Annotated in this window: 21 protein-coding genes and 1 CRISPR repeat array (1 of these 22 only partly in view); of the genes, 10 read left to right on the top strand and 11 right to left on the bottom strand. The window is 55.1% G+C overall.

All coding sequences use genetic code 11. The features are described 5' to 3' along the window. Nucleotides 1-365: a CRISPR direct-repeat array (repeat unit 33 nt; unit sequence GTCGCCCTCCACCCGGAGGGCGTGGATAGAAAT); it reaches 1,553 nt to the left of the window's first position. 259 nt (nucleotides 366-624) lie between these two features. Together ACLTX1_RS08260 and ACLTX1_RS08255 are read left to right on the top strand one after the other, a co-directional pair. Continuing rightward, nucleotides 625-1,605, top strand: coding sequence for an HAD family hydrolase (locus ACLTX1_RS08260; protein WP_412330732.1), 981 nt, complete (start codon nucleotides 625-627; stop codon nucleotides 1,603-1,605). After that, the gene (locus tag ACLTX1_RS08255) at nucleotides 1,605-2,261 is read left to right on the top strand and encodes a DNA-3-methyladenine glycosylase family protein (protein ID WP_412330731.1); all 657 of its coding nucleotides are present in this window, start codon (nucleotides 1,605-1,607) and stop codon (nucleotides 2,259-2,261) included. Before ACLTX1_RS08260 ends, ACLTX1_RS08255 begins: the two co-directional genes overlap by 1 nt. Before the next feature lie 220 nt (nucleotides 2,262-2,481). Here ACLTX1_RS08255 and ACLTX1_RS08250 read toward each other — a convergent pair whose 3' ends face one another. From ACLTX1_RS08250 to ACLTX1_RS08215, 8 genes are all read right to left on the bottom strand, one after another. Then, complete coding sequence (locus ACLTX1_RS08250; RefSeq protein WP_395507203.1) at nucleotides 2,482-3,324, bottom strand: hypothetical protein; 843 nt, start codon at nucleotides 3,322-3,324, stop codon at nucleotides 2,482-2,484. Between the two features lie 223 nt (nucleotides 3,325-3,547). After that, nucleotides 3,548-3,955: an ATP synthase F1 subunit epsilon gene (atpC, locus tag ACLTX1_RS08245; protein ID WP_308449389.1), complete on the bottom strand. Its 408-nt coding sequence runs from the start codon at nucleotides 3,953-3,955 to the stop codon at nucleotides 3,548-3,550. Next, entirely contained in the window at nucleotides 3,955-5,358 is a 1,404-nt protein-coding gene (gene atpD, locus ACLTX1_RS08240) for a F0F1 ATP synthase subunit beta (RefSeq protein ID WP_308449390.1), read from the bottom strand. The genes atpC and atpD overlap by 1 nt, the downstream gene beginning before the upstream one ends. Before the next feature lie 5 nt (nucleotides 5,359-5,363). Continuing rightward, nucleotides 5,364-6,263 (bottom strand): ATP synthase F1 subunit gamma, encoded by a 900-nt coding sequence (gene atpG / locus ACLTX1_RS08235; protein ID WP_176820563.1) that lies wholly within the window; start codon nucleotides 6,261-6,263, stop codon nucleotides 5,364-5,366. Nucleotides 6,264-6,287: 24 nt separating this feature from the next. Continuing rightward, entirely contained in the window at nucleotides 6,288-8,045 is a 1,758-nt protein-coding gene (atpA, locus tag ACLTX1_RS08230; RefSeq protein WP_412330730.1) for a F0F1 ATP synthase subunit alpha, read from the bottom strand. Further along, on the bottom strand, nucleotides 8,038-8,526 hold the full coding sequence (locus ACLTX1_RS08225) for an ATP synthase F0 subunit B (RefSeq protein ID WP_412330729.1): 489 nt from the start codon (nucleotides 8,524-8,526) through the stop codon (nucleotides 8,038-8,040). Before ACLTX1_RS08225 ends, atpA begins: the two co-directional genes overlap by 8 nt. A gap of 15 nt (nucleotides 8,527-8,541) precedes the next feature. Then, a complete protein-coding gene (atpE, locus tag ACLTX1_RS08220; RefSeq protein ID WP_343285302.1) occupies nucleotides 8,542-8,736 on the bottom strand; it encodes an ATP synthase F0 subunit C in 195 nt (64 codons plus the stop codon). Nucleotides 8,737-8,953: 217 nt separating this feature from the next. Then, nucleotides 8,954-9,784, bottom strand: a complete 831-nt coding sequence (locus ACLTX1_RS08215) for a F0F1 ATP synthase subunit A (protein ID WP_176820567.1) — start codon at nucleotides 9,782-9,784, stop codon at nucleotides 8,954-8,956. Nucleotides 9,785-10,227: 443 nt separating this feature from the next. Here ACLTX1_RS08215 and ACLTX1_RS08210 point away from each other — a divergent pair, with 443 nt between their 5' ends. From ACLTX1_RS08210 to ACLTX1_RS08200, 3 genes are all read left to right on the top strand, one after another. Then, nucleotides 10,228-11,817, top strand: a complete 1,590-nt coding sequence (locus ACLTX1_RS08210) for an amidohydrolase (RefSeq protein ID WP_412330728.1) — start codon at nucleotides 10,228-10,230, stop codon at nucleotides 11,815-11,817. Between the two features lie 106 nt (nucleotides 11,818-11,923). Beyond that, on the top strand, nucleotides 11,924-13,243 hold the full coding sequence (locus ACLTX1_RS08205) for an MFS transporter (protein WP_412330727.1): 1,320 nt from the start codon (nucleotides 11,924-11,926) through the stop codon (nucleotides 13,241-13,243). 10 nt (nucleotides 13,244-13,253) lie between these two features. Then, on the top strand, nucleotides 13,254-13,637 hold the full coding sequence (locus ACLTX1_RS08200) for a DUF3783 domain-containing protein (RefSeq protein WP_412330726.1): 384 nt from the start codon (nucleotides 13,254-13,256) through the stop codon (nucleotides 13,635-13,637). 104 nt (nucleotides 13,638-13,741) lie between these two features. Here ACLTX1_RS08200 and ACLTX1_RS08195 read toward each other — a convergent pair whose 3' ends face one another. The 3 genes from ACLTX1_RS08195 to ACLTX1_RS08185 form a co-directional block, all read right to left on the bottom strand. Beyond that, nucleotides 13,742-15,640 carry a tetratricopeptide repeat protein gene (locus tag ACLTX1_RS08195; protein ID WP_412330725.1) on the bottom strand — a complete coding sequence of 633 codons (1,899 nt, stop codon included), beginning with the start codon at nucleotides 15,638-15,640 and terminating at the stop codon, nucleotides 13,742-13,744. Nucleotides 15,641-16,073: 433 nt separating this feature from the next. Further along, the gene (locus ACLTX1_RS08190; protein ID WP_308450118.1) at nucleotides 16,074-16,634 is read right to left on the bottom strand and encodes a zinc ribbon domain-containing protein; all 561 of its coding nucleotides are present in this window, start codon (nucleotides 16,632-16,634) and stop codon (nucleotides 16,074-16,076) included. 205 nt (nucleotides 16,635-16,839) lie between these two features. Then, nucleotides 16,840-17,667: an AraC family transcriptional regulator gene (locus tag ACLTX1_RS08185; RefSeq protein WP_308450119.1), complete on the bottom strand. Its 828-nt coding sequence runs from the start codon at nucleotides 17,665-17,667 to the stop codon at nucleotides 16,840-16,842. A 164-nt stretch (nucleotides 17,668-17,831) separates the two neighbouring features. On the opposite strand from ACLTX1_RS08185, the gene uxaC reads away from it, so the two are divergent. Genes uxaC through ACLTX1_RS08160 form a run of 5 tightly spaced genes read left to right on the top strand, consistent with a single transcriptional unit; the run spans nucleotide 17,832 to nucleotide 22,889 of the window. Next, complete coding sequence (uxaC, locus tag ACLTX1_RS08180; protein ID WP_308450120.1) at nucleotides 17,832-19,193, top strand: glucuronate isomerase; 1,362 nt, start codon at nucleotides 17,832-17,834, stop codon at nucleotides 19,191-19,193. A gap of 30 nt (nucleotides 19,194-19,223) precedes the next feature. Next, a complete protein-coding gene (locus ACLTX1_RS08175; RefSeq protein WP_308450121.1) occupies nucleotides 19,224-20,039 on the top strand; it encodes an SDR family oxidoreductase in 816 nt (271 codons plus the stop codon). Nucleotides 20,040-20,063: 24 nt separating this feature from the next. Next, nucleotides 20,064-20,828 (top strand): sugar phosphate isomerase/epimerase family protein, encoded by a 765-nt coding sequence (locus ACLTX1_RS08170; protein ID WP_176820576.1) that lies wholly within the window; start codon nucleotides 20,064-20,066, stop codon nucleotides 20,826-20,828. Between the two features lie 9 nt (nucleotides 20,829-20,837). After that, nucleotides 20,838-21,686 carry a sugar phosphate isomerase/epimerase family protein gene (locus tag ACLTX1_RS08165; RefSeq protein WP_308450122.1) on the top strand — a complete coding sequence of 283 codons (849 nt, stop codon included), beginning with the start codon at nucleotides 20,838-20,840 and terminating at the stop codon, nucleotides 21,684-21,686. A gap of 18 nt (nucleotides 21,687-21,704) precedes the next feature. Continuing rightward, nucleotides 21,705-22,889 (top strand): Gfo/Idh/MocA family oxidoreductase, encoded by a 1,185-nt coding sequence (locus ACLTX1_RS08160; RefSeq protein ID WP_308450123.1) that lies wholly within the window; start codon nucleotides 21,705-21,707, stop codon nucleotides 22,887-22,889. The last annotated feature ends 17 nt before the right edge of the window (nucleotides 22,890-22,906 follow it).

Genomic DNA, 22,906 nt, shown 5'->3' with positions numbered 1-22,906 from the left:
CCACCCGGAGGGCGTGGATAGAAATAAAATGAGTGCAAGCAATGGCGTACATATTATGGGGGTCGCCCTCCACCCGGAGGGCGTGGATAGAAATGGAGGGTACGAAAACGAAAATGAAAATGTAAATTACGTCGCCCTCCACCCGGAGGGCGTGGATAGAAATATAATACTCCTTGAGCGTCACGACCTCCCGCATACTGTCGCCCTCCACCCGGAGGGCGTGGATAGAAATCTCAAACCTTGCATCGTACTGTTCGGGGTAGCGGTCGCCCTCCACCCGGAGGGCGTGGATAGAAATAGTTGCCCTCCTTTGTTACAGGGCGGCAGCCAAGGTCGCCCTCCACCCGGAGGGCGTGGTTAGAAAGCAAATCGTAACACTTGACTTTTGGACGTGACATGCCCAAAAGTCTGCGAATAAAGCCAAAGATGCGCCGGGCATCAAAACGGCGGAACAGCTCGAAAAGCGCTTTCATCGGCTGCGAAAAGCGGCGGATGAGGGCGTTCTTTTACCGTTAAAACCGGACATTGCAGGACAGTATAGGACATCGGCGGACAACTTTCTCAAAACCTCTTTACAGAACAAACGTTTTTAGCTATAATGAGATACAGAAAGGGGGCGGCAGCATGACGGAGAACAGTCCGCGCATGGCGATCTGCTACGATTTTGACAAAACACTTTCCCCGGACGACATGCAGACGTTCACGCTCATCCCGTCTTTTGGCATTGACAAAGACAAATTCTGGGCGGAAACAGACGCATTCGCGCGGGAAAACAGCATGGAAAGCAACCTTTCGTGGATGTTCATGCTTGTTCGCTATTCGCGCTTTCTCGGAAAATCCTTAAAACGCGAGTATTTTCGGGCCATCGGTGCGCAGGTGGAGCTGTACCGCGGCGTTACGGATTGGTTCACGCGCACGACAGCGTATGCTGCGCAGCGCGGCATCGAGCTCGAACACTACATCATTTCTTCGGGTCTTAAAGAAATCATCGAGGGCAGCGCCATCGCGAAGAATTTCAAACGCATTTATGCCTCCTCCTACCTCTACACCACGGACGGCGTAGCGGAGTGGCCCGCGCAGGCCATCAATTACACGAACAAGACGCAGTTCATTTTCCGCATTGCAAAAGGCTTTTTGGAGGAGTACGACGAGCGCGTAAACGACAGCATGCCCGAGGAAAACCTGCGCATTCCGTATGAGAACATCGTCTATATCGGCGACAGCGCCACGGACATTCCGTGCATGCGGCTCGTGAAAAGTAAAGGCGGCTACTCCGTCGGCGTATACGACCCGGAGAAGAATAACCGCGCCAAAGTATACAAACTGTATAACGACGACCGATTAAATTTCTACGCGCCTGCGGATTATACAGAACGGAGCAACTTATACCGCTACATGCAGCAGATCATCGACGAAGTCGCCGCGCGGGAACAGATTAAAAGCGAGCGCGAAATTCTGCGTCAGCCCGCCGAAGCCTACAAAATGCGCTCCATGCTCGAAAAGCTCGAGACCGGCTATCCGGAAAAGCTGACCCCGCAAGAGATTACCGAGCTGCAAAAGCTGGAAGCGATGATCAAATCGCGCACTCCGGGAGAGATCGATTGATGGATGACGTAAAGTACTTTCCGTACGGCGAAAAAGAGCTCGCTTATTTACGGAAAAAGGACAAGAAGCTCTCGGCGGTCATCAACCGCGTGGGGCACATTGAGCGCGCCGTGGACGACGACCTTTTTTCCGCCGTGGTACACCACATCGTGGGGCAACAGATTTCCACAAAGGCGCAGGCAACCGTTTGGGCGCGCGTGCAGAACGCCCTCGGCACGGTCGATGCCGAACACGTTTTGGGCTATGGCGAAGCAAATTTGCAGTCGCTCGGCATTTCGTTCCGCAAGGCGGAATACATCACAGACTTCGCGAAAAAGGTACATACGGGCGAATTTGATTTAATCAGCATCGTCGAAAAGCCGGATGAAGAGGTCATCCTCGAGCTCAGCGCGCTCAAGGGCATCGGCGTGTGGACAGCGGAAATGCTGCTTTTATTCTGCCTACAGCGCCCGAATGTGTTCAGCTACGGCGACCTCGCCATTTTGCGCGGCATGCGCATGGTCTACCGCCACAAGGAGATCGACCGCGCACGGTTCGAGCGGTACCGCAAACGTTTTTCACCGTATTGCAGCATCGCAAGTTTATATTTCTGGGCGGTCTCCGGCGGCGCGCTCCCCGAACTCACCGACCCCGCCGCGCCGAAACCGAAGAAATAAACGTACATTTTCGCACGCATAGAAAAAGATAGCCTTTCAAAGCGTTCGTTTCGCTTAGAAAGACTATCTTTTTTATATCGTTTTTATCATAACGAAATTCGTGAGCCAGACGCCGTAACGCTCTACTTGCTGTTCTTTAATGGCCGCATAGTCGCGCTTTTGGAAGAAGCCTTTTGCAGTCAAAGATGCGTGCGTTGTGACGGTTTTTGCAGTGACAAACTCAGTCCTTCGGGACTTTGACCCAGATGCCGGGGGTCTTTTCGGCTTCCATAAGGGCGCCCCAGGCGCTGATGATGGAGAGCGTCTCGCTGTGCGGGGCAGGGATGGTGCCGTTTTTGAAGAACTCGACGAGCGCCTCAATGAAGTGGCGGAAGTAATCGGAGCAAATTTCCAGTACGGAATTTTCCGTGGAGCGCGCAATGTTCATCATGAACGGCGAGCCCTTTGCGTAGCCGGAAAGCGTTGCGGTGCGGCCGTCCGCAAAGCGCAGAACGCCGGTGTACACCTCGTCGTTTGTCAGGTGCATGACTTCCGTCGCGGGAGCCTGCATCATCATGAAGATCGGCTCCAGCTGGTGGATGGCGTAATCCTCAAAACCGTTCGGACCCCATGTATTGACGCCCTTGATGTTCGTTTTATCCGCTGCCTGATACTCCTCCGCAAAACGCAGCGCGGAAGACGACCAGCACGGCGTGCCGCTCTGCTCGGCAAGGTCGAGCATACGCTTTGCAGCGAAGTGATCCGGCGCGAAGGTTTTATCCACATAACAGCGCTTGCCGGAGCGCAGCGCGAGGTTTGCGAGTTCTTCGTGCTTTTTCGGGTCGCGCGGGGCGAGCACGAGCAGAACGTCACTCTTTTCGATGAGCTCCTCCTGCGTCATCATGCGGGTGAGGCCGTATTTTTCGCACCATGCGTCCGTTGTGAGGCCGTCCTCGGGGCTGTCGATTTCAGCCCAGGCGTACACGGCTTCTACCTCGCCGTTTGAGTAATCGCGCAGCATGTGAACGTAGTTATTGGCGTGCCACTCGTCTAAATAGTAATCGATAAAACCGACTTTGATCATGCTTTTGACTCCTTTAAACTGAATTTCAATACAACTTTCCGGCGTACTTTTCCGCCGGTATTCGCGTTCATTATAGCACATTCCGCCGTTTTGTACCGCAGTTTTTGCGAAATTTCGAAAGTTCATGAAAAAAGCAAACCCTTTGTGTGAAATATGCAAAAAGCGTCCCGAATGCTCGGAACGCTTTTTGCATATTTGGAAATTCGGTGTGGTTTTTGCCGCCTTATCTCGCGTTTTTCTTGACGCGCAGGCGGTTGATGGCGCGGGCAAGGTTCGCCTGCGCAGTGCGGTATTCGCGCACGCTGCGCTTTTGGAGGATGGCCTCCTTCGCCTCATCGGCGGCGCGCTGTGCACGTTTGGCATCGATCTCTTCCGGGTACTCGGCGGAGTCTACAAGCACGAGGATATCGTTGCCCTCGACCTTCACCATGCCCTCGGAAACGGCAGCGGTGCGCCACTCCTTACCCGGTGCGCGGTAAGAGAGCACGCCCGGCACGACGGCGGAGATCATATTGCTGTGACCCGCCAGAATGCCGTACTGGCCGACCGTTGTGGGCACGACAAGCGACTCGCACTCTCCCTCGAAAAAGACCTTATCGGCTTCAAGCAGGTGCATCTGAAATGTACGCATCAGATCGCCTCCGCCTCTAACTGCTTCGCTTTCGCGATGACGTCCTCGAGCGTACCTACGTTATAGAACGCCGCCTCGGGGTACTGGTCCATTTCGCCGTCTACGATGGCCTTGAAGCCGCGCAGCGTCTCTTTGAGCGGGACGTAAACGCCCGGCACGCTGGAGAACTTTTCTGCGACGTGCATCGGCTGCGAGAGGAAACGCTGGATCTTTCTCGCGCGCTGCACGGTGAGCTGGTCTTCGTCGCTAAGCTCGTCCATACCGAGGATGGCGATGATGTCCTGCAGCTCGCTGTACTTTTGGAGGGTCTCCTGCACTTCACGCGCGATGCGGTAGTGCTCCTCGCCGACAACGTCGGCTTCGAGGATACGGGAGGTGGACTCCAGCGGATCAACGGCGGGGTAAATGCCCTGCTCGGCAATCTTACGGCTCAAAACAGTCGTAGCGTCGAGGTGGGCGAACGTTGTGGCCGGGGCCGGGTCGGTAAGGTCATCGGCAGGCACGTAAACGGCCTGAACCGAGGTGACGGAGCCGTCTTTTGTGGAGGTGATGCGCTCCTGCAGCTCGCCCATTTCGTTTGCGAGGGTCGGCTGATAACCGACGGCGGAAGGCATACGGCCGAGAAGCGTGGAAACCTCACTGCCTGCCTGCACGAAACGGAAGATGTTATCGATGAAGAGCAGGACGTCCTTATGCTCTTCGTCACGGAAATGCTCTGCCATGGTGAGGCCGGAGAGGGCGACACGCATACGCACGCCCGGGGACTCGTTCATCTGGCCGAAGACGAGCGCCGTTTTATCGCCGACACCGCTTTCACGCATTTCACGCCAGAGGTCGTTACCCTCACGGCTGCGCTCGCCGACGCCGGTAAACACGGAGTAACCGCCGTGCTCCATGGCGACGTTGTGGATGAGCTCCTGGATAAGGACGGTCTTGCCGACGCCTGCGCCGCCGAACAGACCGATTTTGCCGCCCTTCGGGTACGGCTCCAGAAGGTCGATGACCTTGATGCCGGTCTCGAGGATCTCGACGGCCGGGTTCTGCTCGTCAAACGACGGAGCTTTTCTGTAAATGCTTTTGTGCGGCTCGGTTGCGGGAACGGCTTCGCCGCCGTCGATGGGATCGCCGAGCACGTTGAACATGCGGCCGAGCGTGTTTTCGCCCACCGGCACTTCGATGGTTTTGCCCGGAGCCTCAACCTGCATACCGCGGGAAAGACCCTCACTGCCGGAAAGCATGACGCAGCGGACCGTGTTGTCACCCACATGCTGGGCAACCTCCATCACATACCGCCGTCCGTCCACGGTAAGCGAAAGGGCTTCTCTGATTTTCGGCAGAACGCCGGACTCGAACTGTACGTCGATGACCGGGCCGGAGATCTGTACGATCTTACCTGTATTCACGTTGTTCACGCTTCCTTCCTGTGTTTTTGACGCTGTGCCTTCGCACCGGCGGAGACCTCTGTAATCTCCTGCGTGATGGCAGCCTGACGCACGCGGTTATACTGCAAGGAAAGCTCTGCGAGGAGCTTTTCCGCGTTGCTGTTGGCGGAATCCATCGCCGTCATGCGGGCATTTTGCTCGCTGCAGAAGCTATCGATGAGGGCACTGTAAATAAAGCCCGAAACGTAGCTTTGCATGATGTTGTTGAGAACCGCCTGCACGGAGGGCACAAACTCGAACGGCGTGGTGACCGCCTTTTCCACCGTATCCGTCTGGAAATAGGCGCGGTGGAACGGCAGCAGACGCGTGCAGTGTGCAGAGGACGTGAGGCTGTTCTCCATATCGGTATAAATGACAAAAATCTTCTTAAAATCCCCGCGGTCGTAGCCCTCGAGCAGGATGTCGCAAATTTCTCTCGCGCGCTGCATGGTGGGGTTCTGTGCCGTATAGAGGAAGCTGTGCTCCATGGGGATATTGTGCTGCGTAAAGAAGTGGCGGCCATATTCGCCTACAACGTAGAGCTTCGTGTCGGGATGCTCATCGAGCATGTGCATAGCTTCCTTGATGACGTTCTGGTTGTATGCGCCCGCGAGGCCCTTATCCGCCGTGATGACGAGGCACGCGTAGGTGCCCTCCAGCGGCGGCTCGCCCTCGGGGGGGTAGAAATAGCGGCTGTCCACGTCGTTCTGGGTACGGAAAATACGCTTGATCTCCGTGCGCAGCGCCTCGAAATACGGGCGCGTGCGGTCCAAATCGTTGCGTGCTTTGCGCAGCTTTGTGGAAGCGATAAGATACATGGCGTTTGTGATTTTACGCGTATCCTTAACGCTTTCGATTCTGGTTTTAATCTCTTTTGTATTAGCCATAGCGAAAACCGCCTTTCCGAGCGCTTACGCGTTCTGCGGGTTTTCCGCCTTGTACTTTTCGAGGAATTCCTTCGCGACTTTCAAAATCTCTTCGCGGTCGGAGTCGGAAAGCTGACCGGTGGTATCGACACGGCGGCAGACATCGCTCATATTCTCCTCGGCGTACTTGATAAGCTCCGTGTGGAAACGACCCATATCGTCAAGCGGGACGTCCTGCATGACGTGGTGCAGGGCGGAGACGAGCGTGATGACCTGATCGTGCTGACTCATCGGATGGTACTGCGGCTGACGCAGCAGACGCATAAGGCTCTGACCGTAGGTGAGCTGACGCTTTGTGGTCTCGTCGAGGTCGCTGGAGAACTGGGTGAAAACTTCCATTTCGCGGTACTGGGCAAGGTCCAGACGGATGCCGCCCGCTGCCTTTTTCATGGCCTTTGTCTGGGCATCGCCGCCGACACGGGAAACCGAAAGACCGACGTTAACAGCCGGACGCTGGCCGGAGAAGAACAGGTCGCTCTCAAGGAAGATCTGACCGTCTGTGATGGAAATAATGTTCGTCGGGATGTAAGCGGAAACGTCGCCCGCCTGCGTTTCAACAATCGGCAATGCCGTCATGCTGCCGCCGCCGAGGGCATCGGAAAGATGCGCGGAACGCTCCAACAAACGGGAATGCAGATAGAAAACGTCACCCGGATACGCTTCACGACCCGGGGAACGCTCCAAAAGCAGGCTCAGTGCACGGTACGCAATGGCGTGCTTTGAAAGGTCATCGTACACGATGAGGACATCTCTGCCCTGATACATGAAGTGCTCGCCGAGTGCGCAGCCGGCATACGGTGCGATGTATTGCAAGGAAGCCGGGTCACTGGCAGATGCGTTGACGACGATGGTGTAATCCATGGCGCCGCGGCGCTTTAAGGTCTCCACAAGCTGTGCAACGGAGCTGGACTTCTGACCGATGGCGACATAGATGCAAACGACGTTCTTACCCTTCTGGTTCAAAATGGTATCGAGCGCGACGGCGGTTTTACCGGTCTGGCGGTCGCCGATGATAAGCTCACGCTGACCGCGGCCAATCGGGAACATGGAATCGATGGCGAGAAGGCCGGTTTCCATAGGCGCGTTGACCGGCTGGCGGTCGACAATGCCCGGTGCGGGGCACTCGATGGGGCGGTAGCCCTCGGCGCTGATGTCACCCTTGCCGTCGATCGGCGTGCCGAGTGCATCGACAACACGGCCGAGGAAGCCGTCGCCGACCGGGATACCGGCGGTCTTGCCGCTTCTGCGCACAAGGCTGCCCTCGGTGATCTCGGCATCGTCGCCAAAGAGGACGCAGCCGATCTCATTGCGGCGCAGGTCCTGCACCATGCCCTTAACGCCGGAGGAGAACAGGAGAATCTCGCCGTAGGCGGCATGTTCAAGGCCGCTGACAACGGCGATCTCATCGCCAACGGTGAGAACCGTACCGGTCTCTTCCGCTTCTGCGGATGGGGTAAAATCTTCAACGGCTTCCTTCATCAGCGGAATGACGGAATCGCTGCCGGACTTTAACGCCTTTAGCTTTTCTTCAAACTGGCGCAGACGGCTTTTGAGGCTCCAATCGTACACATCGGTGCCGACGGTAAGCGTGAAGCCGTTCAGCATTTTATCTTCTTCAAAGGTGAGCGGAATCTCACGGCCATAGGTACGCAGCAGGAATTCCGCAAAGCGTTTTTCCTGTTCGGCATCCGGGCGGCGGCTGCCGCGGAGAACGGCTACGGCCTTTTCATCTGCATTACGCATTCGGCTCTCCCCTCTCTGCCTGATCGAGGAACGCGTCATACGGATCGCCGTCTTTATAAACAAGCTTCTTGGTCGCTTCCATAGCGAGCTCGGTAAGCTCCTTCTGTGCGTCTGCGATCATCTTATCATGTACACGGGCGGCATCCTTCTGCGCATCGGCGACGATCTTATCCGCCTGTGCATGGGCATCGGAAAGCTGCTGCTGTACGCTGCGGTCGAGCTCTTTCTGCGCTTCGGATCTCTTTGCGCTGATCTCGCCCTCAACGGACTTGAGCTGCTCCTGATAATCCGCCTTGATCTTTTCGGCGGAATCGAGTTCACTTTGGGCCTTCTGTGCCATTTCGGCATAATGCGCTTCGCGCTTTGCCATGAAGTTCTTGACCGGCTTGTACAAAAGGAAATACAGGCCGCCGAACAAAATGACGAAATTCAGTACATGCAGCAAAATCTGCTGCCAATCAATATTCAGTGGGATGTTCACGATCTGCACTCTCCTTTACAGGACGAAGATGATGAGGATAACAACGAGCAGGGCATAAATGATGGCCGTCTCGATAAAGACGAGGCCGAGCATGAGGGTGGTACGAATCTTGCTTTCAGCCTCCGGCTGACGTGCGATGCCCTCAACAGCCTTACCTGCGGAGAGGCCCATACCGACTGCACCGCCGGCGGCTGCAATACCGACTGCAATAGCGGAAGCAAGTGCCTTAAGGCCGGTTGTGCTGTCTGCGGTGGTGGCTGCAGCTTCTACTGCGGTTTCGGCTGTTGCCGTGGTGGTTGCGGCATCACCGTTTGTTGCGGCGAATACCGGAATGGAGATGGCGAGGATGGCGATGACTGCCAGCAGAATGATGGCAAGCTTCTTTAACTTTCTCTGTTTTGCGTTCATGATATTTTCCCTCCGTAGGTTAATTTTCAGCTTCTGCTTTTACTTTTTTCTTTTTCGGTTCCTGCTTCTCGGAAACCTCGCCGAAATAGAGCGCGACGAGCATCGTCAAAACATATGCCTGAATGAGCGCGTGCAGCAGCGTGAACATAACGCCCACGATGACCGGCAGCACAAAGCTCAGATTCACATAATAATACACAAGCTCCGTAACGAGCAGGCCGCTTAAAAGCGCACCGAACAGACGGAAGCTCATGGAAATCGGCAGCGAGAACTCCTTTAAAGTGCTGCCCACGCCTTTGAAGCCGTTATACGCGATACCGCCGCCCAGAATGACGAGGTACGAGAAGCAGCCCATGGCGATGGCGGCGTTGACATCGGACAGCGGCGCCGGAAGCGTGATGGGCGAGCCCTCCGTTGTGATAGCCTGAATGCCGAACAGTTCAAAGAGCGTACCGATGAAAATGTACGCGCCGGCCGTGAAGATGTACGCACCGAGGAAGCCGCTGCGCCCCGGGCTGTTGGACTTAGCCATGCCGTCGAACAGGTCTACCGCCTGCTCAAGGAGCATCTGGAACTTTCCGGGCACCATCTTAAAGCGCGGAATGACGAAAATGCGCACGATGACCGCAAACACCAGCAAGATGCCCGAGACCACCATGGCGGAGATCAACGCCGGGTTGACATCTTTGATGCCAAAGAGGCTGATTCTGTTCGTCTCATGCAGAACCGCGTCACGCATGGTCACCTGAATCGTTTCGGTCTTCTGCACCGAAGGAACCAGAATGCTTGCGACGAGCAGCACCACAATAGCGCAGATCCACAAAGCCAGCTTTGTTTTCTTTGCTTTCATTGTTTTTCCCTTTCTTTCTCAAAATTTTACCTTCCATTTCAATATCACCGGGCAAAAATTCCCCCTTCAGCGCTGCGCCCCAAAAGGGCACACGACCGCATCTTTCGCCGCTGTGAACAGCAGCAACAAGACACGGTCACAAGAGCACACGTTTTTGTTGACATTGACCAAATATCTTGTTACTTTTTTGTAAACTGTATTTGGAAGCATCTGTATTATACGCACATTAAATCGAATTGTAAAATGTTATATTGACATATCTACTATTTCATTTTTGATATTTTAGTAAGCTGTATGGAATTTCATTATGCCGTGCGCTATTTTTCTCTTTACGAATAAAAACAAGATGGAACGGCGCGCGGGAAAAGTCAGGCTTTTTCAACTTGACAGGGGCTTTCCCCTTGTTTTATACTGGAGAAAACGGATGGAAACGGGGAGACAATATGCGGACGGTTTATAAAAACGGCACGATTTACACGGGAAACGGCTTTGTGACGGATTTTGCGGTGGAAAACGGGAAATTCTGCTTTGTGGGCGAGACGGATAAAGCCACGGCAGATGAAGTAGTCGATTTAGGCGGAAAATTCGTCTGCGCGGGGTTTAATGACTCACACATGCATGTGCTGAACCTCGGCAATGTGCTGACAATGGCGAACCTCGGCGCGCACACGACGTCTTTAAAGGAGATGCTCGACTGTCTGCGCACCTATATAAAGGAAACGGGCGTAACACCCGGCACGTGGGTGCAGGGGCGCGGCTTTAACCACGATTATTTTGCAGACGAGCGCCGCTTTCCGACGCGGTGGGATTTGGATTCTGTCTCTACCGAACACCCGATCTGCATTACGCGGGCATGCGGGCACATCTGCGTAGTGAACTCGAAGGCGCTGGAAGTGTTGGGCATTACGAAGGACACGCCGCAAGTGGCGGGCGGCAGCTTTGCTTTAGATGAAAACGGCGAGCCGAACGGGCAGTTTTTTGAAAACGCCGTAGCGGTGGTGTACGCGGGCATTCCGGAGCCGGATGAGGCGCAGCTGTGTGCAATGCTGCGCGCCTCCTGCAAGCGGCTGAACCGTTACGGCATCACCTCTTGCCAAAGCGACGACTACGAGACGTTCCCCGGTGTGCCGTACAAGACGGTGCAGAAGCTTTTGAGAACGCCGGGGCTGATGACGGTGCGCGTGAACGAGCAGGCACAGTTTACGAACGTAGAGGCGCTTTCTGAATATATCGAGAGCGGCGATGCGTATTTTGAAGACGATATGTTCCGCGCGGGACCGCTGAAGATCATCTCGGACGGGTCGCTCGGCGCACGCACAGCGTGTTTAAGCCGCCCGTATGCAGACGATGAGAACGCACGCGGCATTCCGCTATACACGAATGCGGAATTGAACGGGCTTATCTCTCTTGCGAACGAAAAGGGACTTTCCGTTGCGGTACACGCCATCGGCGACGGGGCGCTCGACAACGTATTGGACGCTTACGAAAAGGCGCTTCATGAGCACCCGCGCGACGACCACCGACATGGCATCGTGCACTGCCAGATTGTGCGGCGTGACCAGATTGAGCGCATGAAGAAATTAAAGCTGCGCGTGAATTTGCAGTCGATCTTCCTCGACTACGACACGCACATTGTGCGCGAGCGTGTGGGCGATGAATTGGCGGGCACGAGTTACCCGGCTAAGACGCTTTTGAACGCGCGCATTCCGTTCTCGAACGGCTCGGACGCGCCGGTGGAGGAGCCGAACGTGATGCGCGGTATGGAGTGCGCGGTAACGCGGCGAAGCATTGGCTCAACGAACGCACCGTATCGCCCGGAGGAAGCGCTGACGGTACGGGAGGCCATCGACTCGTTTACAAAAAGCGGCGCGGTAGCATCATTTGAGGAAGGCAAAAAGGGCGAGATTGCAAACGGACAGCTTGCGGACTTTGTGGTGCTTTCCGAAGATCCGTTCAAGGCGGACGCCAACACGCTGCACCGTATTGAAGCCGAGGCGACGTATTTGGGCGGCAAATGCGTTTACAAAAAATAAAACGATGAAAATTCCGGGTAAGGCTTGTCTTTGCCCGGTTTTCGTTTATAATGGATAGGGCGCGTGTATTCGGTGCGCCGCTTATTTTTCTCAGGGGAGAACATCTATGGGTAAATTTACATTTCATCCGGTCCAATCGCTGCAGTCTGATCCGAAACTGCGCATGCTGTGCCTTTTCGGCATTGAGGGCTTTTTATTGCAGTATGCCGTTTCGCTTTACTCGCTGGCGAACAATTTGTATGCGACGAATCTTGGCGCGACGGACACGCAGATCGGCCTTGTGCAGATGGTGCCGAACATGGTGGCGGGCATCTGTATGATTCCGGTGGGATTCCTTGCGAACCGTACGAAGACGAGCCGCACGGTGCCGTTCGTACTGGCGCTGTTTTTGAGCGCGGCGTATTTTGCTTACGGCTCTGTGCCGCTGTTCGGCGAGCACCGCATGACGGCATTTTTTATGTTTCTCGGCATGACGGTGGGCGGCATTGCGCTGTATAACGCGCAGTGGCAGACATTCTTCGGTGACGCGGTGGAGCCGGGCCTGCGCAACAGCGTGTTCACGTTCCGCAGCCGGTGTCTGTTCTTTGTGGGCATTGTGGTGCCGCTTTTGTGCGGCAATGTCATGACGCTGATGCCGGACACCGAGGGAAAACTCATTGTGCTGCGCATTTTCTTTTATATTGCAGGCGTATGCATGCTTTTGCAGGCGCTTGTGCTGCGCCGCATCCCCTGTCCGCCGCGCAAGGCGGAAGAAAAGCAGGAGATGGGACTGAAAATGTTCCCGGAAGCTTTGAACCAGATGGTACGCAGCAAGCCGTTCCGCGGCTTTTTCATCTGCATCATGCTGTTTTACCTTTCGTGGCACCTGGACTGGAGCCTTTGGTACATAGCGGAGACAAAATATGCCGGCATGAACGAAGCGCAGCTGAGCTTTTTTCAGGCTTTGTGTTCCATTTGCCAGATGATCTTCATCGGCTTTTTCTCGAAACTGTGCCGCCGCAAATCCGAGCATTTTACAATCATTTTCGTATGCGCGGGCTTGCTGCTCTGCCCCATTACGGTGGCTTCTATGACGTTGCTGCCGCAAAGCGCGCGTATGCCGTATTTTATGATTCTGGCGCTCATCGGCAACATTCCGCAGGGTGCGACGAACATGTGCGTGGTACAGCTACTTTTGCAGGCGACGCCGAAAAAGAACCGCGCGCTCATCATCAGCATTTACACGCTGTTTGTGACGCTGAGCAACTCGCTTTTGCCGTTCTTCGGCGTTTCGGTCTACACGGCGCTCGGCGCGAACGACACGGCGATCTTCACGGTGAACGTGATCGAATCTGCGGCACGCTTTGGGGTGCTGATTATGATGATCCTCCGTTACCGCATGATGAAGCGCCGCGGCGACTTGTTCCGCCCGCTGTGCGAGGAGTAAGGAGAAACGTATGGCTCTTGTTTTATACCATGTTGAAGACGCTGCGAAGGAAAAGCAGCTTTCCGCGCTGTGCAGAGAGCTGCACCTGACGGCAAGACGGCTGACGAACGCCGACCGTGACCGCGCAGTTGCAGCGCTGTGCGGCGAGAAAGTGAACGCGAACGTGCAGAAAGCCCCGGCGGGCTACAAGCTGCCGGAGGTGCTGATTTTCTCCGGCTTTGCGGGTGAGATGCTGGACGTGTTCCTTGCAGCGTACAAAAAAGCGGGTATCGCGCCCATTCCGTTGAAAGCCGTACACACGGAACACAACGACAAGTGGAGCCTTTACGCACTGTGCGAGGAGCTGCGCCGCGAGCACGCCGCCATGCTGCTGCGCGGAAGCTTTGGAAAGTAAGGTTATTGATAATTTGAAGATGGATCGACCCCGAGGATTTGAAACTCGGGGTCGTTTTTTATACAAAAAGCGCCCGCAGAAGATGACTCTGCGGGCGCTGGGTTTTAGTTTTCGTTTAAGGGGTTGGGGCCGGCGCCTACGTCGTAGATCTGGATATAGAACTGCGAATTGGAGACAAGGAGCATATAGGCGGGGTCGTAGCTGCGGATGGGATAGAGCGTATCGTAGGCTTTGCGCACCTCGCCGTTTGCGAGCTGCTGTGCGCCGAGACGGTAAGTCGCCTCCGTGATGCGGGAGGCAGCGTCGCCGTAATCGCCGGCGGCCTTGAACTCCGCGATGGCGTTTTCGTAATCGGCGTTGTTGTAATACTGCTCCGCTTTCAGCGCGTGGATGCGCAGAAGCTGTGTCGGGCAGTCTTCATATTCGCCGAGCTTTGCGAAAATTTCGGTCGCCTTGTCGTACTCGCCGTCTTCGACGAGCTTTAACGCCTGCGCGTAGTAGGCGGCGTCAATCTTCGGGAGAAGGTCTTTATCGGTGACATACTCAAAATAGGTGAGTGCTTTTTCTTCGTCGCCCTTTTCGTAGAACGCGATGCCTTTATCACAGAATGCGGCCTGCATTTTCTTATTCTGCTCCGCGTTGACTTCTTTAAAATGCGCGGCGGCAGACTTTAAGTTATCCGCTTCGATGGCCTTCATGCCGAGCTCATAGTGACAGGTCTCGATTTTTTCGGCGGCATCCTTGTAATCCTTGAGGGGCTCAAGGAGATTTAACGCGTCTTCGTATGCGCCGCTTTCAAACGTCTTTACGGCACGGCGGTACTCGGCCTCGGTGATCCGATCTTTGCTGTCTTCGTAATCGCCGAGGGCGGTGAAGGCTTCGATGGCTTCTGCGAATTTCTCGTTTTCGAGCAGGTCACAGGCTTTTTTGTACTCTGCCTCCGTGATACGGGCGGCGCTGTCGCTGTATCCGTCGAGCGCCGTGAACGCGGTGATGGCTTCGTCATACTTGCCGGCTTCGAGCAAGGCGGCGGCATCGTTATAGTGGTTCTGCGGGATGATGTAGACGATGAGCACCACGACGAACGCGGCGATGAGGACGGCGAGCGGAATGGAAACGGACAGGAAAATTTTGCGGTGGAGCCGCTTTTTGCGGGCAGCTTCCTCAGCAGCAGCCTTTTCCTCTGCCGCTTTGCGGGCGGCAGCTTCGGCGGCGGCTTTTTCCTCTGCCGCTTTCTTTTCTGCGGCGATGCGGGCGGCCTCGGCCTTTTCAGCTTCAGCCTTGTTATAGGCTTCGAGGTTTTCTTTCAGCTTTTCTTCGTCTTCAAACAGTGCGTGCTGGGGCCCGTACTCGGCACCGCAGGCGGCGCATTTTTCTTCATCTTTGTGGTTCACTTCACCGCAGGCGCACATCCAGAGGTCTTTGTATTCCTGCGGGACGAACTGCGCCGCAGCTTCTTTATCCTCTGCCATTTCGGTGAAATCGCGCTGATACTGTGCGCGGAGATCTTCGTCCTCCATGACGTCCGCGATTTTCGCCTGTTCGGGGAGATTTTCAAACAGCAGTGAGGCACTGCCGTTCCAGAACACGTCTTCGCCCTCGAACTGCACCTTCTTAATGGCGACGGAGAAGCTGTACGCGGCGTCATCAACGTCGATCTCCTCGTCTGCGCCGAAGACCGCATCGCGGCCCAAAATAGGCACGAGATAGCGGCGGTCGCGCACGACGGCGAGCTCGTTTGTGGCTTTGTCGAAAATGTGGATATCGACATAAACGCTTGTCACGGCACGGGGGTCGATATTGCGGAATGCGAGACGCAGGAATGTGCGCGGGGAAGCCGCTTCTTCCTGCTCTGCGGGGAGAGCAACTTCCGCAGTTTCGGTCTCTTCCGCTTCGGCGGACGCGGTGGGCTCTTCACGGTACAGCGCGCCGCTTTGCAGCAAGACCGGGCAGAACTCTCTATATTGATTTTTCAGTTCAAAAAACGGCTCAAAATCAGCCATAGTTTCTTTCCGTCCTTTTTATCTGCTTATCGTCGAGGTCGTTGTGGCTTCGACGGTTTTCATACAATACATACTTAGTTTAATTATACCTGATTAGGGCGAAAAAGCAAGGAAAAAGTGCATGGGTGGGGAGAAAGTTTTGGACAAAAGAAAGGTGCTGTGAGGTTTGCTAGTGCAGTGTATTAAAAAAGGGCGGCACAAAGCCGCCCTTTCAGGAAACCCATGCAACTGGGTTTCCTACGGCTAAACAGTCCACCGGACTGTTTAGCCTACCTTCCTAGTTTTTGCGAACGCAACAGGGTTTCGCCATTTGCAAATGGCGACCAAAGGTTTCTCCTTTGGAATCCACAACCGAACGAGAAGTTCGGTTTCAACTTCTTTGAAAAAAGTTGGATCAAAAACTTTTAACCAAGGTTGCCGTCAGCTTGTTCTCTTACTTTAAGAACGGCAGCTTGCCGATGATGGCGGCGTCCTTTGCTTTGCCGCTGCATACCTGGAAGAAGCAGATGATGCGCACGACGAAGAGAATTGCAATGCAGACAGCGCCGGCAATCGGCACAATGAACGTGAAAGCAAGCACAGCGGAAACGATGAGCAGCAGGGTGCTGACGATGTCGAGCTTCAACGCCTGACGGGAATGGAACGCCGCGTATTTGCTCTGCGGTGCCGCAAGCAGTGCGATGATGATGCCGACGGTGCCGAGAATGTACGCTGCCATGGCGATGACCTTATTCTGGGAGACATCCTCCGGGTCGAACTCTGCGGTGTGATCTGCCGGGTCATACGCAGGCTGCTGGGGATAGACCGGCTGCTGGTATACGGGCTGCTGCGGGTAAACCGGCGGCTGGGGCTGCTGCTCGGGTGCCTGCGGCTGTGCTGCCGGCTGCTCCGGGATCCGGGTGGGCTGCGCCTGTGCCGCTACGGGCGCACCGCAAGCTGCGCAGAAGGTGCCGTTTTCGGGGATCTGTGCTCCGCATTTTTCACAAAAAGCCATAAATTTCTACCGTCCTTTCGCGCAGATACCCGCAGTCGACATGCCGCCGCTGTTTCGCCGCGCATTGATTTTTGTTATCTCCATTATAGCGAATTTGATTTCGGTTGTAAATGCTTGTCAGGAAATTTTAAGAAAACGTCAGCCGCTCTTCCTATGTTCTGTCTGCGGCTGCGAAAGCGCGTGAAGCATACGCATTTTTCCAAAATCAAGCCCGGCTTTTAAACTGCTGGGGTGAAAGGCCGGTTTGGGTTTTGAAGGCTTTGTAGAATGTGGAATAATCGGAAAAGCCGCACTCGCGGCCGGCTTCTACGGCAGGGATGCCTTCGCGCAGCATACGGCGGGCATGGGTGAGCCGAAGCGCCATGATGTAGGCGTACACGGTGGAATTGGTATATGCTTTAAAGTGGCGGTTTAAGTACGATTTGCTGACAAAGAACTCTGCGGCGATGTCTTCGAGCGTTAAAGGCTCGCTGAAATGCTCCGTGATATAGCGAATGACCTGCGGGATGACCTGTGTTTCATTGCGGTGCGTGGTATCGATAACGCCGTAGGAGCGGAAAATCGTCCACAGGTACAGCTCTACGGCGCCGGCGCAGAACTTAGGGTCGGTATCGTTTTTCTGCATATACAAGAGCTTTTTTAAGAGTGCCGTGACAAACACCGTTTCATCGCCGCGAAAAGGCACGCAGTATCCGTGCTCCCCCACCTTTTGCAGATTTTTTTGCAGGTCACCCGCGGGGCTGTCGATGCTTTGTAGGTACTGCGGGGTGATCCACAGCACCATGCGCTCGTAGGCGGCGTGCTCGTTTGCGATGACGGGGCGGTGCATTTTGCCGGCGGGAATAATGAGCAGATCGCCGGGACAAAGGTCGTAGACCTGATCTTCAATATAATACGTCACGCTGCCGTCCAAAAAGTAATAGAGCTCCAAAAAATCGTGCGCATGAAACTCCATGGTGCGAAAATAGGGGTCTCGATTGTGTGAAAGCTGAAAATCTTGTCGCAGCATTTCGTCATTTTTACCTGTTTCCACGTTTTTCACCCTCTTTCTTTGGAGAAATCATAGCACATTTTGCACCGATTTGCAATATATGTGCCGCAATATATCATTTATTTTGCAATTCATCGTGCTATACTTACAGTAGCAGCGGTGGGGAAACTTTGCCTTTTTCTGCCGCCCGAAAGGAGTTTATTCAGATGCGAAACGATCTGTTTTTGAAAAGCGATGTTGCTAAGAATTTATATGACGCGGTGCGCGACCTGCCGATCGTCGACTACCACTGCCATCTCTCGCCGAAGGAGATTTTGGAGGACAGGGAATTCCCGGATATTGCGCAGATCTGGCTGGGCGGCGACCACTACAAGTGGCGTTTGATGCGTGCCTGCGGCGTGCCGGAGGCGCTCATCACAGGCGACGCGGCGCCGCGTGAGAAGTTCCGCGCGTGGGCGGCGTGCCTCGAGACCGCGATGGGCAACCCGCTTTATGTGTGGTCACACATGGAGCTTTCGATGTTTTTCGGCATTGAAGACACACTGACAGCGGAAAGTGCGGACGATATTTTTGACCGCGCAAACGCGTATATCAGAGAACACCACCTCTCCCCGCGCAAACTGATGCTGCAAAGCCATGTGGAGCTTGTGGCGACAACGGACGACCCGGCAGATTCTTTGGAATACCACAAGGAAATTGCGAAGGAGAAGAACTTCCCGGTGCGCGTGGTGCCCTCGTTCCGCACGGACGCGGCGCTGAACATTTGCCGCGCGAACTATCGCGACTACGCCTTGCACCTCGGCGAGGTGTGCAGTTTTAGTGTGGAGACGCTCGACGACCTGAAAACGGCGCTTTCAAAGCGGCTTGATTTCTTCTGCGAGAACGGCTGCCGCGTGAGCGATATCGGCATTGAGGGCTTCCCGAAGAAAGACAAAAGCTGCGATGCCGCGGAGACGTTTAAAAAGGCGCTGAAGGGAAAGACAATCCCGGAAAACGAGTTCCGTAATTTTCTATTTGAAATGTATGTGTATTTGGCGCACGAATACAAGGCGCATAATGTGACGATGCAGCTGCACCTGAACGTAAAGCGCAACGCATGCACGCGGCTGTTTGAGGCCGTGGGTCCGGACGCCGGCGGCGATTGCGTGGGCGACCCGATCCCGGAGCACGAAGTTGCAGCGCTTTTGGACGCGATGGACCGCAGGGATTCTCTGCCGCACACGATTTTGTACACGCTGGAGCCTTCGATGTATATGGCGCTTGCGACGACGGCGGGCAGTTTTAAGGGCGTTGTGCCCGGCGCAGCGTGGTGGTTCTGTGACCACAAGCGCGGCATGGAGGAGCAGCTGAACATTATGGCGGAAACCGGCCACCTTGGGCAGTTTACCGGCATGCTGACGGACAGCCGCAGCTTCCTTTCCTATGCGCGCCACGATTATTTCCGCCGCGTGCTGTGCAACAGGGTGGCGGAAGAGCTTATGGACGGCACGTTCCTCAGCGAAAAGGCGGCGCTGAAGCTGCTGACCGACCTTTGCGTGGAAAATAGCCGCAAGTTATTCAGCGAATAAAAGTCACGTTATAATAAGGAGGAATTTCCTATGAATATTGTCATTACCGGCGCGGGCGGCGTGCTTTGCAGCGCTTTTTCCCGCGCGCTTGCCGCAGACGGGCACAAAATCGCACTGCTTGACCTCAACTTGGAGGCTGCGGAGCGCGAGGCGGAGGGTATCCGCAAGGCGGGCGGTGAGGCCATTGCCGTGCAGGCGAATGTGCTGGACAAAGAGAGCCTGAAAAAAGCGCATGACGTTGTGCTGGAAGAATTCGGCCCGTGCGAGGTGCTCATCAACGGTGCGGGCGGCAACAACCCGAAGGGCACCACGACGAGCGAGTATTTCAGCAAAGAAGATATGCTGGACGAAAACGCGCGGTCGTTCTTTGACCTTGACCAGGACGGCGTTTCGTTCGTGTTCAACCTGAACTTTCTCGGCACGCTGCTGACGACGCAGGCATTTGCGACCGACATGCTGGAAACAGGCGGCTGCATTGTGAATATCTCCTCGATGAACGCGTTTACGCCACTGACGAAGATCCCGGCGTACAGCGGTGCCAAGGCAGCGGTCTCGAACTTCACGCAGTGGCTGGCGGTACACTTTGCAAACTGCAACATCCGCGTGAACGCCATTGCGCCGGGCTTCTTTGCAACGAATCAGAACCGCACCTTGCTCTTTAACGAGGACGGCAGCCTGACCCCGCGCAGTCACAAAATCATCTCGCAGACCCCGATGGGCCGCTTCGGCAAGCCTGAGGAGCTGCTCGGCACACTGCGCTTCCTCATCGACAATGACGCGTCCGGTTTTGTGACCGGCATCACAATCCCGGTGGACGGCGGTTTCTCCGCGTACTCCGGCGTATAATCTGACTTTTGGGAGGAATTTTTCATGATCATCGGCGCACAGGGCTTCACCATCCGCGACTATGCGCAGAACGAAGCCGACTTTAGAGAGACGGCGAAAAAGCTGCACGACATCGGCTACAAGACTTTGCAGGTCTCTGCGTTTGGCGACATTGACCCGCATATCATCCGCGAGATTTGCGATGAAAACGGGCTTTCCATCATCATTACGCATACGAACCCGCAGCTCATTCTGGAGAACACCGAAAAGGTGATTGAGAACCACCGCATTTTCGGTACGAACCACGTGGGCATCGGCATGATGCCGCAGAAATACACGGGCTCGCTGGAAGGTATGCGCGCGTTTTTGAAGGATTTCGGCCCCGCTGCCGACAAGCTGCACGACGCGGGCATGAAGCTGCATTACCACAACCACGGCTTTGAATACGAGAAATTTGACGGCAAGTGCCTCATCGACCACATGGCGGAGGAGACCGACCCGGCAAAATGGGGCTTTATTCTGGACGTTTATTGGACGCAGTACGGTGGGCGCTCGCCACAGGTACAGATTGAAAAAATGGCGGGACGCATTGACGTCATCCACTTTAAGGACATGAAGATGCACGGCCACGAGCAGCGCTTTGCAGCCGTGATGGACGGCAACATGGACTTTAAGTCCATCATTGAGGCGTGCGAGAAGACAGGCATTCAATATGCAATGATCGAACAGGACAATTGCTACGACCGCAACCCGTTTGACGAGCTGAAGCTGAGCGCCGAAAACCTGCTTCGTGCCGGCTGCACGTTCTAAGGAGGGCATATGACACAGTTTACACTTTCCGCGTTTGCAGACGAAGCCTCGCCGGAGTTTGACCGGCAGATTGCGGCGCTGCACCGCAAGCATATTTCACTGATGGAAATCCGCGGCGTGGACGGCAAGGGCATTTTAGACCTGACGGACGAGGAGCTTGATGTTGTTGAAAAGAAGCTTGCAGCGGGCAATATCGGCATTTCCGCCATCGGCTCGCCCATCGGCAAGATCGGCATTGAGGACGACTTTGCACCGCACTTCGAGAAATTCAAGCGCGCTGTGGAGATTGCGAAAAAGCTGCACACCACGCGCATTCGTATGTTCAGCTTCTATATTCCGGAGGGCAAAAATCCGGAGATTTATCACGATACCGTGATCGAGCGAATACAGAAAATGGTGGACTACGGCGAAGCAAATGGCGTACACTGCTGCCACGAGAATGAGAAGGGCATTTACGGCGACACGCTCAAGCGCGTGGAGAAGCTGCACAAAGCCATTCCGGCGCTGCGGTGCGTATTTGACCCCGCAAACTACATTCAGTGCGGCGATGACCCGGCGGTGAACTTTAAGGCGCTCGCGCCGATCATCGACTATATGCACATCAAAGACGCGCTGTTTAAAGACGGCAGCGTGGTGCCTGCGGGTGAGGGAGACGGCTCTGTGCCGAGTATTTTAAAAACGTTGGCGGAAACGGGTAAGCCGTACATGCTGACGCTGGAGCCGCATTTGTACGATTTCAGCGGCTTGCAAAACTTGCAGGGCGAGGACGTTCTGCATAAGCGCGTATATAAAGACGCGGACGAAGCGTTTGATGTGGCTTCCGACGCGCTGCACGATATTTTGAAAACCATCGAATAACAGAAAGAAGGTAATTTTATGAGCGAAACAGTAAAGGTCGGCATTGTCGGCATCGGCAACATGGGTTCGGCGCACGCAAAGAGCATTTTCTCCGGCAATATCAAGGGCATGGAGCTTGCCGCCGTGTGCGATATTGCGGAATCGAAGCGCCTTTGGGCGGACGAAAATCTGCCCGGCGTACCGTGCTATGAAGACTACAAGGAAATGATTGACAGCGGTGTGTGTGACACGGTGATCGTGGCGACACCGCATTACTTCCACTCCCCCATTGCGATCTATGCTTTTGAAAAGGGCAAGAACGTGCTGACGGAGAAGCCTGCCGGCGTTTACACAAAGCAGGTGGAGGAAATGAATGCGGCCGCGAAAAAATCCGGCAAGGTGTTCGGCATCATGTACAATCAGCGCACGAACCCGAAGTTCCAGAAAATGCGCGAGATCGTGCAGAGCGGCGAGCTGGGCGAACTGAAACGCTGTATTTGGATCATTACGAACTGGTACCGCACACAGGCATACTACGACAGCGGCACGTGGCGTGCGACGTGGGCAGGCGAAGGCGGCGGCGTGCTGCTGAACCAGTGCCCGCATCAGCTTGACTTGTGGCAGTGGATCTTCGGCATGCCGAACCGCGTGATGGGCCACTGCAAGTACGGCCATTGGCACAACATTGAGGTTGAGGACGAAGTGACGGCTTACGCCGAGTACCCGAACGGTGCGACGGGCGCGTTCATCACCACGACGGGTGAGTGCCCGGGCACGAACCGTTTGGAGATTACAGGCGACAAAGGCAAGCTTGTTTGGGAAGAAGGCAAGCTGACCTGGTGGAAGCTCGCCGTGCCGGAGCGCGAATTCTGCGTGACGTGCAAAGAGGGCTTTGCACAGCCCGAAATGACCGTGACCGAAGTGGAAACGGACAACATTGAGCTTGGGCATAACGGCATTCTGCAGAACTTCACAAACGCTATTCTGTACGGCGAAGAGCTGCTGGCGCCGGGCTATGAGGGCATTAACGGCCTGAATATCTCGAACGCCATTCACCTTTCCGACTGGACGGGCAAGCCGCAGGCTGTGCCGGTAGACGGCGAGCTGTTCCTGAAATATTTAAACGAGCGCAGAGCGACCTCACACGTGAAGGAAGAGAAAGAAGACAGCGGCAAGATTGCAGACCTTTCCGGCACGTATAACGACCGCTGGAAGGTAAGATAAGCGAGTTGCCGACAACG

The sequence above is a fragment of the Hominenteromicrobium sp. genome, assembly GCF_046974225.1.
GTDB lineage: Bacteria > Bacillota > Clostridia > Oscillospirales > Acutalibacteraceae > Hominenteromicrobium > Hominenteromicrobium mulieris.
This window is presented reverse-complemented; position numbering and strand designations above follow the sequence as displayed.

Bases quoted from the DNA above. Each gene is read 5' to 3' on its own strand.
- ACLTX1_RS08260 (WP_412330732.1), top strand. From the start codon at position 625: ATGACGGAGAACAGTCCGCGCATGGCGATCTGCTACGATTTTGACAAA.
- ACLTX1_RS08255 (WP_412330731.1), top strand. From the start codon at position 1,605: ATGGATGACGTAAAGTACTTTCCGTACGGCGAAAAAGAGCTCGCTTAT.
- ACLTX1_RS08250 (WP_395507203.1), bottom strand. From the start codon at position 3,324: ATGATCAAAGTCGGTTTTATCGATTACTATTTAGACGAGTGGCACGCC.
- atpC (WP_308449389.1), bottom strand. From the start codon at position 3,955: ATGCGTACATTTCAGATGCACCTGCTTGAAGCCGATAAGGTCTTTTTC.
- atpG (WP_176820563.1), bottom strand. From the start codon at position 6,263: ATGGCTAATACAAAAGAGATTAAAACCAGAATCGAAAGCGTTAAGGAT.
- atpA (WP_412330730.1), bottom strand. From the start codon at position 8,045: ATGCGTAATGCAGATGAAAAGGCCGTAGCCGTTCTCCGCGGCAGCCGC.
- ACLTX1_RS08215 (WP_176820567.1), bottom strand. From the start codon at position 9,784: ATGAAAGCAAAGAAAACAAAGCTGGCTTTGTGGATCTGCGCTATTGTG.
- ACLTX1_RS08210 (WP_412330728.1), top strand. From the start codon at position 10,228: ATGCGGACGGTTTATAAAAACGGCACGATTTACACGGGAAACGGCTTT.
- ACLTX1_RS08205 (WP_412330727.1), top strand. From the start codon at position 11,924: ATGGGTAAATTTACATTTCATCCGGTCCAATCGCTGCAGTCTGATCCG.
- ACLTX1_RS08200 (WP_412330726.1), top strand. From the start codon at position 13,254: ATGGCTCTTGTTTTATACCATGTTGAAGACGCTGCGAAGGAAAAGCAG.
- ACLTX1_RS08195 (WP_412330725.1), bottom strand. From the start codon at position 15,640: ATGGCTGATTTTGAGCCGTTTTTTGAACTGAAAAATCAATATAGAGAG.
- ACLTX1_RS08190 (WP_308450118.1), bottom strand. From the start codon at position 16,634: ATGGCTTTTTGTGAAAAATGCGGAGCACAGATCCCCGAAAACGGCACC.
- uxaC (WP_308450120.1), top strand. From the start codon at position 17,832: ATGCGAAACGATCTGTTTTTGAAAAGCGATGTTGCTAAGAATTTATAT.
- ACLTX1_RS08175 (WP_308450121.1), top strand. From the start codon at position 19,224: ATGAATATTGTCATTACCGGCGCGGGCGGCGTGCTTTGCAGCGCTTTT.
- ACLTX1_RS08170 (WP_176820576.1), top strand. From the start codon at position 20,064: ATGATCATCGGCGCACAGGGCTTCACCATCCGCGACTATGCGCAGAAC.
- ACLTX1_RS08165 (WP_308450122.1), top strand. From the start codon at position 20,838: ATGACACAGTTTACACTTTCCGCGTTTGCAGACGAAGCCTCGCCGGAG.
- ACLTX1_RS08160 (WP_308450123.1), top strand. From the start codon at position 21,705: ATGAGCGAAACAGTAAAGGTCGGCATTGTCGGCATCGGCAACATGGGT.